Genomic DNA, 6735 nt, shown 5'->3' with positions numbered 1-6735 from the left:
GAGAGGTGCGACGGTTCGAGGAAGCCATCGACACCCTCACCCAGGCCACCACCATCCACAAGGAACTCGACGACCGCCACGGCGAAGGCCAGGCATTGAACAACCTCGGCCTCGCCCAGCGAGAGGTGCGACGGTTCGAGGAAGCCATCGACACCCTCACCCAGGCCACCACCATCCACAAGGAACTCGACGACCGCCACGGCGAAGGCCAGGCACTGGACAACCTCGGCCTCGCCCTGCGAGAGGTGCAACGGTTCGAGGAAGCCATCAGCACCCACACCCAGGCCACCACCATCTTCCGAGCAGCCGGTGACCGCCATCGCGAAGGAATCGCGCTGAACAACCTCGGCGGCGTCCTGCAGCGTGCACGCCGGTTCGAGGAAGCCATTGACGCCCACACCCAGGCCACCACGATCTTCCACGAAGCCGGCAACCGCCACGGCGAAGGGACCGCGATGAGTAACCTCGGCGGCGCCCTGTTGCAGGCGCGGCGGTTCGAGGAAGCCATCGACACCCTCACCCAGGCCACCGCCCTCCACAGGAACGCCGGCGACGACCACGGCGCGGGAGGCGCGCTGAACAACCTCGGCCTCGCCCTGCTGCAGGTGCGACGGTTCGAGGAAGCCATCGACACCCTCACCCAGGCCACCACCATCTCCCGGGAACTCGACGACCACAACGAAGGCCAGGCACTGGACAACCTCGGCCTCGCCCTGCGAGAGGCGCGGCGGTTCGAGGAAGCCATCAACACCCTCACCCAGGCCACCGCCCTCCACAGGAACGCCGGCGACCGCCAGCGCGAAGGAAACGCACTGGGCAACCTCGGCCTCGCCCTGCAGGAGGTTCGGCGGTTCGAGGAAGCCGTCAACGCCTTCGCTCAGGCCACCACGATCTTCCGGGAAACCGGCGACCGCCACAGCGAAGGCCAGGCACTGTACAACCTGGGCAACTCACTACAAGAGGTATGGCGGTTCGAGGAAGCCATCGACGCCCACACCCAGGCCACCACGATCTTCCGGGAAATCGGCGACAGCCACGGCAACAGCCAGGGTCGGACGGCGTAAATCGCGCATAGCGGGTTCTGGCTGGAGTGAGCCCGACACGAACCGCCCGGGCGGGCAGCGGAGCGGGCCGTCGCCCTGTGGGGGCGACGGCCCGTGTGTGTCGGTCAGTGGCCGGTGGCCTTGGGGGCCGGCCGGGGGTGGGGGTTAGCGGCGGCGGCCCCAGGTCTCGGTGTCGACGGTGCGGCCGCGGTCGTCGCGGAGGGTGGCGGTGTCGGAGCGGTTGTCCCAGACGTAGTCGCGGCGGTCCTGGTAGAGGTCGGTGCGGGTGTCGCGGCCGTTGCCGGTGTGGATGCGGATCGTGGCACGGGAGCCGATGCGGACGTTGTCGAAGCGGTAGCGGTTGCCGTCGTTGTCGCGCAGGGTCCAGCCGCGGAGGTTGATCGGGTTGCGGGTGGTGTTGGTGATCTCCACCCACTCCGCGTTCAGGGAGCGGTTCGAGCGGTCCTCGCGTCCGGGGCTGTCGGCCTGGACCCGGCTGATCTCCACCCGCGGCCGCTGCTGGTGGTGACGGTCGCCGTCGTGCGCGGCGGCCGGCAGTGCGGCGGCGGAGACGATCGCACCGGCCGCCAGGACGGTGGCGGCGATACGGCGTACGGAGGAAGAAGCAGAAGACATGGGTGACGCTCCCTCAAGAACAGTCCCCCACCAGCCGAAACACGGTGGTGAAGGCGTTTGTCGTGATCGGCCCGGTTGAGCCGAGGACCCAAACTCTCGACCCGACACGAGGCTGGCGACAGGCCCCGACGACGCCGGTTACCGGACACGGACATATCCGTCACAGTCGACTTCCGGATGCACGCATTCCGCCCGAGCGTGCCCCTGACATTCACTGACCGCTACATCCACCCGCCCCGCAAACCGGACATCAGGGTCAACACGCTCCGGCGCACCACGGGGCGCACTTCTTCGTCGCCTCACCCGCTCGGACCAGGCGGTCGCGTAACAGCCGTTCTGCGGAATTCTTCGCACGTTGGTTCGGGATTCGTGCATGCGTCCCGGCCTGCGGCGCGCAAAAGGGCACGGCGGAGCGGGATGGTTCGGCCGTGGTCAGCCGGCGGGGTGGGGTCCCGGGGGTTCGGGCCGGCAGTCGCGGCAGTGACCGGGGGCGGGCGCGCGGAAGGCGCGGTCGCAGGTCTCGCAGTTCCGGAGCGGGTGTCTGACGGCGTCCGGCGCTGTCGCCGGGACGCTGAACGGCGGAACCGGCGGGAGCTGGGCCGCGAGGCGGTGCGCCAGCAGGGCGGCCGGGCGGTGCAGGGGTTCCGGCGGCAGCCCGGCCGTCAGGGCGTGGTGCACGGCGCTCGGCGGCAGGTCGCGCTCCAGCCAGGCCGCGACCGCCGGGGCGAGGTGCTCGACCTCCGTGGCGGAGAGCAGCAGGCGGGGATCCCCGCGGCGGAGGCCGGCGAGGACCTCGACGGCGGACCGCAGGAGGTCGGGGGCCGGGTACGCGGGCTGCGGCACGGCCGGGAGGGCGCGGCGCGGCGGCTCGCCCTCCCGGCGGGCGGGGCGCCGGGACCGCGGCTCCGGCCCCGGCGCATCCGCAGCGGCGGCACCGGCGCCGGAGCGGCCCGGCTGGTTGCAGGAGACCGTGCGGGTGACGACGCGGCCGCTGCTGGTGCGCTCGCAGGTGCGGCGCAGATAGCCGTGCGCCTCCAGCTCGCGCAGGGCCGCGGCGATGCGCGTCTTCCCCTCGGGGAACCGGGCCGCGAGGGTCCGGATGTCGATGAGCGCACCGCCGGGCAGCGACTGGATGTGCACCGCCAGGCCGATGGCCAGCAGCGACAGCTCGGCGTGCTGGGCCAGGTGGTTGCCGATCACCGTGAAGCGGCTGGTGTGGCGGGAGTTGTCGTGGATGACGCCGCCGGAGCGGGTGTTCGCACGAGTGCCCCGGGAAGGGTGGTTTTCCCCGCCGTTACGGGACCGGGCGTGCGGGCGCACGCTACTGTTCTGGGTATCCATCAGGAAGGTGCTTCTTCCTCGGTGGTCAGGCCCCCGCACTGGGATTCGCACTCCCGGCGGGGGCCGACGCATGTCAGCGGTGGTGTGGCCTGTCGCGCTGAGCGTAGATCAGTCAACCCGCCCCGAAGCCAGTCAAGTTGGTCTTTTTCACTCAAGCGAGTGAGCGTGCTCCGTGGGCGGAGACGAGTGGGACTTGGTGGGCCTCGGTGGGGCTTGGTGGGGCTTGGTGGGGTCCTTTCCGCTCGTGTCTTGGGTCCTGGGACCGTCCCCGCCACCGGCGTCCCACCGCGCGGTCGCCGGTCCCGGGTTCCGGTGCCGGTTGCCGGTCCCGGTCGCCGCCGCGGACCCCGGTTCCTACGATGGGAAGGTCGGCTCGGGGACGTGCATCAGAGGTGATCCCCCATGGGCCGGTACCGGACGCCCACCGCCCTCGCGGCGGCCTCCCTGCTGCTGACCGCGCTGTGCGCGGGCCAGGCCCCCGCCGCCGCCCCGCCCGGCCGGGTCGGCATCGACCCGGTGGTCGCCGAGAAGCTCGACGACGCGATCACCGCGGCCATGCGCGAGGCCGGCATCCCCGGCGTGGGAGTCGGCCTGTGGATCGACGGCGACGACTCCTACGTGCGCTCCTTCGGCACCTCCGACAAGACCACCGGCGTTCCCCTCAAGACCGACATGCACACCCGCATCGGCAGCGTCACCAAGACCTTCGCCATCACCGGCGTACTCCAGCTCGTCGACGACGGGAAGGTGCGGCTCGACGCGCCGATCTCGACCTACCTGGACGGGGTGCCGGGCGGCGAGAAGATCACCGTCCGGCAGCTCGCCGAGATGCGCAGCGGCCTCTACAACTACACCGAGGACCCGCGCTGGATGGCCGCCCTCAAGGCCGACCCGTACCGCTCCTGGACCCCGCAGCAGCTGCTGGAGATCGCCTTCCGGCACCCCGCCGACTTCGCGCCGGGCGCCCGCTGGGAGTACTCCAACACCAACACCGTCCTGCTCGGCCTGCTCGTCGAGAAGGTCAGCGGACAGCCCCTGCACACCTACCTGGAGCAGGAGGTCTTCGAACCGGCCGACCTCGACTCGACCTCGCTGCCGACCGGCGCGGAGATCACCAGCCCGTACGTGCACGGCTACACGAACTTCACCCCGGACGGCGCGACCGTCGACGCCTCCCAGTGGAACCCGTCCTGGGGCTGGGCGGCCGGCGCGATGATCTCCACCATCGACGACCTGCACTCCTGGGTCCCCACCCTGGTCAGCGGACGGCTGCCCGACGGCGACCGGATGCTGGAGCCCGCCACCCAGGCGCAGCGCCTGCGCATGCTGCCCACCGGGCACCCCGGGGTGCGCTACGGGCTCGGCATCGCCGACATCGCCGGCTGGATCGGCCACAACGGCGAGCTTCCCGGCTACGAGACCATCGCCGTCCGGCTCCCGCAGGACCGGGCCACCATGGTGATCGTCGTGAACTCGGACGTCGACGGGAAGTTCGGCAGCCTGAGCAGCCTCATCGCCAACGCTGTCACCGAGATCGTCACCCCGGAGCACGTGTGGGAGCTCCCGGCGGCGGCCCAGCCCAACCAGGTCCCGCAGCCGTCCACGCCCTCCACGCCCGCGACGCCCTCCACGCCCTCCCCGAGCAGCTAGACCATCGGGCCGTTCGGTCCGGCCCTGCGGCCCCTTCGGCCCTGTCACCGGTGACCTGCGGATTCCTAGGCTCGCCGCATGATCGACAACAGGCTCCGCTTACCGCGCACCGTGCTGCCCTCCGCCACCTGCCTCGCCCTCGCGGCCGCCGCCCTCCTGCCGAGCGGGGCGCACGCCGCCCCCACAGGACCGGCAGCAGCGGCCGCGGCCGGCGGCACCACGCTCTCCCCTGCCGGACACCGCTTCTCCGCCGTGGCCGAAGGGCCCGTCGTGTTCGAAGCCGGCCCCATCGTGGTCACCTGCACGGCTTCCTCCACCCTCCCGGGTGCCGAGGGCCGCAACACCCTCCCCGATCGTCCCAGTCCCGCGGGACCGGCGAGCGTCCGCATCAGCCCGCCCGCCTTCAAGGACTGCACCACCGACGCCCCCGGTCTACGGGTCGCCGTCGAGACCAACGAGCAGGCCGGCCCCTGGCAGGTACTGCTCCAGCACGGCTCCCCCAGCACGGCCCGGCTGTCCATCCCCGCGGGCGGCTTCGTCCTGCGCACCAGCGGCCTGCTGGCCTGCACCGCGGTCGCCGCCCCCTCCGTACCCGCCACCGCCGACGGCGCCTGGGACGAACGGGAGCGGTCCGCCCTGGTCCTCGACCGCGCCCCGATCCCGGTGAAGATCACGGGCTCCTTCTTCTGCGCCACCTCGGTCACCACGGCGACCATCACGGCACGCTACGCGGTCACCGACACCACCGACCCGACCCGGCGCATCACGGTGGGCCCCTGGCCGGTTGCCTAGGGGATGTCGGCCGGGCGGCCCTTCGGTCGGCGCAGGCCGGCCGCGGTGAGGCGGCGGACCAGTTCCTTGCTGCCGATCTCGACCGCGCCCGCGCCGACCGCGTCGGCGTAGCGGTGCGAGGGCACGTCGTAGTGGTCCCGCTCGAAAGCCCGCGGCGGACAGCCGATGCCCGCCGCGAAGGCGTGCAGTTCCTCGTACGAGACGTCGCTGACCAGGTGGGACCACATGCGGCCGTGGCCCGGCCAGGTCGGCGGGTCGATGTAGACGGTCACCGGCGGCTCACCGCAGGCCGAGGACGGGGCCCAGGCCGCCGACCGCGGCCACTCTCACGCCCGCCTCCGAGCACACCCAGTGCGGGTCGGGTCCCAGCTCCGGCTCCACGTCCAGGGCGTGGGGATCGCCGTGGTTGCAGACCGGGCACAGCGGCCAGCGCCCGTACTTCTCCAGCAGCAAGTCCTGTACGTCCTGGGCGACGAGCCCCGGCAGGTAGTCGACGCCCTCCGGCCACTGCTCCACCCACCACCGGCGGTGCGTGACCGAGTCCTCGACGAGGGAGACGACATCGGCATCGGCGACCTCACCTGCGGCGAGATCGGCGAGCACGAGTGCGCGGGCGACGTGCAGCGCCTGTTCCAGGGGGGTCGTATGGTCCATGGGGCCATTGTGGACCTGCCCGGCGCCGGTGAAGAAGGCCCGCCCCTCCCGGGCCCAACGGCGGATTCACCGCCACCCCGCCTGAAATGGCTTTCGCGCGTGACGAGAGAGCCGAGAGAAACCTCCGCCCGGCCGCCCGACCGCCCGACCGCCCGATGGCCTGCGGCCCAGCCCGCCGCCCCTCCCGAGTCCGCTCCGGCCGGCCGCGCCCCGGCCGTCCCTGCCGCCCGCGCCGGGCGCACCGGCCGGGACCGCCCAGGTGGGGACCCGCCCGCCTGTCTACGGGCCGCCACCGCACCACGCCGCACCGTCGGACACACCCGAGCCCGTCCGCTCCGCAGGCGTCCCACCCGCCCTGCGGGCCCGGCGGTCCCCGCGGCTCCGAACGCCGCACGACTCGCAGCCCGGATCCCGGCGGGTGCCGGGCGTGCCCAGGTCCGGCCGGGGTCTGCCGACCCCACGGCATACGCGGCCCCGCCCGCTCCGCAGGCGTCCCCGCGCCCTGCCGGCCCCCGTGGTTTCGGAGGGGCGCGGCGGCCGGGACCGGGTCCATGGCGTCCCGCCCGCCCGGAACGACCGTCCCCGGTGGTACCGGACTCCGCCCCCTCCGCATCGCGGA

7 protein-coding genes are annotated in these 6735 nt (G+C 72.6%); 3 read left to right on the top strand and 4 right to left on the bottom strand.

The features are described 5' to 3' along the window. The coding region (locus tag AB0O53_RS34650) for a tetratricopeptide repeat protein (RefSeq protein ID WP_365200994.1) at positions 1-1064 on the top strand (1064 nt) is incomplete at its 5' end. A gap of 144 nt (positions 1065-1208) precedes the next feature. Here AB0O53_RS34650 and AB0O53_RS34645 read toward each other — a convergent pair. Together AB0O53_RS34645 and AB0O53_RS34640 are read right to left on the bottom strand one after the other, a co-directional pair. Beyond that, positions 1209-1679 (bottom strand): lamin tail domain-containing protein, encoded by a 471-nt coding sequence (locus AB0O53_RS34645; RefSeq protein ID WP_350998828.1) that lies wholly within the window; start codon positions 1677-1679, stop codon positions 1209-1211. Positions 1680-2111: 432 nt separating this feature from the next. After that, positions 2112-3020 carry a helix-turn-helix domain-containing protein gene (locus AB0O53_RS34640; protein ID WP_365200992.1) on the bottom strand — a complete coding sequence of 303 codons (909 nt, stop codon included), beginning with the start codon at positions 3018-3020 and terminating at the stop codon, positions 2112-2114. Between the two features lie 402 nt (positions 3021-3422). Between AB0O53_RS34640 and AB0O53_RS34635 the strand changes: the two genes are divergently transcribed. Both AB0O53_RS34635 and AB0O53_RS34630 read left to right on the top strand, forming a co-directional pair. Then, entirely contained in the window at positions 3423-4670 is a 1248-nt protein-coding gene (locus AB0O53_RS34635) for a serine hydrolase domain-containing protein (protein ID WP_365200989.1), read from the top strand. A gap of 78 nt (positions 4671-4748) precedes the next feature. Continuing rightward, positions 4749-5462, top strand: a complete 714-nt coding sequence (locus tag AB0O53_RS34630) for a hypothetical protein (RefSeq protein WP_365200986.1) — start codon at positions 4749-4751, stop codon at positions 5460-5462. Here AB0O53_RS34630 and AB0O53_RS34625 read toward each other — a convergent pair. Next, positions 5459-5734: a DUF4031 domain-containing protein gene (locus AB0O53_RS34625; RefSeq protein ID WP_359119357.1), complete on the bottom strand. Its 276-nt coding sequence runs from the start codon at positions 5732-5734 to the stop codon at positions 5459-5461. The genes AB0O53_RS34630 and AB0O53_RS34625 overlap by 4 nt on opposite strands. A 7-nt stretch (positions 5735-5741) precedes the next feature. Then, positions 5742-6116, bottom strand: a complete 375-nt coding sequence (locus tag AB0O53_RS34620; RefSeq protein WP_365200983.1) for a DUF8819 family protein — start codon at positions 6114-6116, stop codon at positions 5742-5744. Positions 6117-6735 lie beyond the last annotated feature (619 nt).

This window comes from Streptomyces erythrochromogenes, from assembly GCF_040684695.1.
In the GTDB taxonomy this organism is placed as follows: Bacteria; Actinomycetota; Actinomycetes; order Streptomycetales; family Streptomycetaceae; genus Streptomyces; species Streptomyces erythrochromogenes_C.
Note: the sequence above shows the minus strand (reverse complement) of the source record. Positions and strands in the feature narration are given on the sequence as shown.

What these genes read in the sequence shown, in the direction of transcription:
- AB0O53_RS34635 (WP_365200989.1), top strand. Translation starts at nt 3,423, where the DNA reads ATGGGCCGGTACCGGACGCCCACCGCCCTCGCGGCGGCCTCCCTGCTG.
- AB0O53_RS34640 (WP_365200992.1), bottom strand. Translation starts at nt 3,020, where the DNA reads ATGGATACCCAGAACAGTAGCGTGCGCCCGCACGCCCGGTCCCGTAAC.
- AB0O53_RS34630 (WP_365200986.1), top strand. Translation starts at nt 4,749, where the DNA reads ATGATCGACAACAGGCTCCGCTTACCGCGCACCGTGCTGCCCTCCGCC.
- AB0O53_RS34645 (WP_350998828.1), bottom strand. Translation starts at nt 1,679, where the DNA reads ATGTCTTCTGCTTCTTCCTCCGTACGCCGTATCGCCGCCACCGTCCTG.
- AB0O53_RS34620 (WP_365200983.1), bottom strand. Translation starts at nt 6,116, where the DNA reads ATGGACCATACGACCCCCCTGGAACAGGCGCTGCACGTCGCCCGCGCA.